This window comes from Acinetobacter sp. Res13-Abat-PEC15-P4-01, assembly GCF_015676285.1.
Taxonomy (GTDB): Bacteria; Pseudomonadota; Gammaproteobacteria; order Pseudomonadales; family Moraxellaceae; genus Acinetobacter; species Acinetobacter nematophilus.
Genome location: NZ_JADAIN010000049.1, coordinates 1 through 766, shown reverse-complemented (window position 1 = coordinate 766; position 766 = coordinate 1). Strand labels below are relative to the sequence as shown.

Genomic DNA, 766 nt, shown 5'->3' with positions numbered 1-766 from the left:
TGGTCACTGTGCTGATGTTTGCTTTGTACATTGCCCGCGCCTTCTTCGGTTTCAAGAATATCGGCTTGCCAACGGTGGATATATACTGAAGTCGGTTGGAGTGATCGTACGCCTGTAAATGCGGTAATGGTATCTTGCTGCTCTACCGCAGAGCTACGATGAAAGCGGATGCTTCTACGTTCTAGCGCGCTGTACTGGCTGTTGTCATCGATTAAACGCAGTTTTTGCGCTTGGATCGGTGCTGAGGTGCTGGCAACATGGGGTTCTGCTTCATCAATCAGCCAGCTTAAATTTTCGCTTCTCATCAAACGCGTGAGCAGATCGTGGTCGCTTTCGTTCATCTGTATAATCAATGGGCGAACATCGTAGTCTTTAGTTAGACCACTTTTGTCTAAACTCAGACTCGCAGCAAACAGCGGACTTTTTTTCTGCCATTCTTTATGAATTGTTTCAATGACTTGAATCACTGACTTATTCAGAAACACTCTACTATTACGGCGTTTGTGCCACAGTGACGTTGCATCTTCAAGTTTGAGCTTATAGATCGTCAGTGCGCCATCGCTCTGCCCCTGTGAGGCTTCGGTAATGATGCCTGTGGTACGGAACAGTTGTCCTCGGTCGATGACTTGGTCGATTGCAGCTTGGCAACCGATAAACTGTTTGAGAGGAATATTTGCGGAGGTCGCAAGACAGATCAATTCCACAGACACGCCTTGATTGATGGCATGTTGTCCATCAATACGTTGCAAGAACACTTGGGCGGTCA

The 766-nt window shown here is 47.1% G+C and carries 1 protein-coding gene; it reads right to left on the bottom strand.

Translation table 11 applies throughout. The features are described 5' to 3' along the window. Positions 1-766: phage late control D family protein (locus tag IMO47_RS17015; RefSeq protein ID WP_196085099.1), on the bottom strand; the 766-nt coding region annotated here is incomplete at both ends.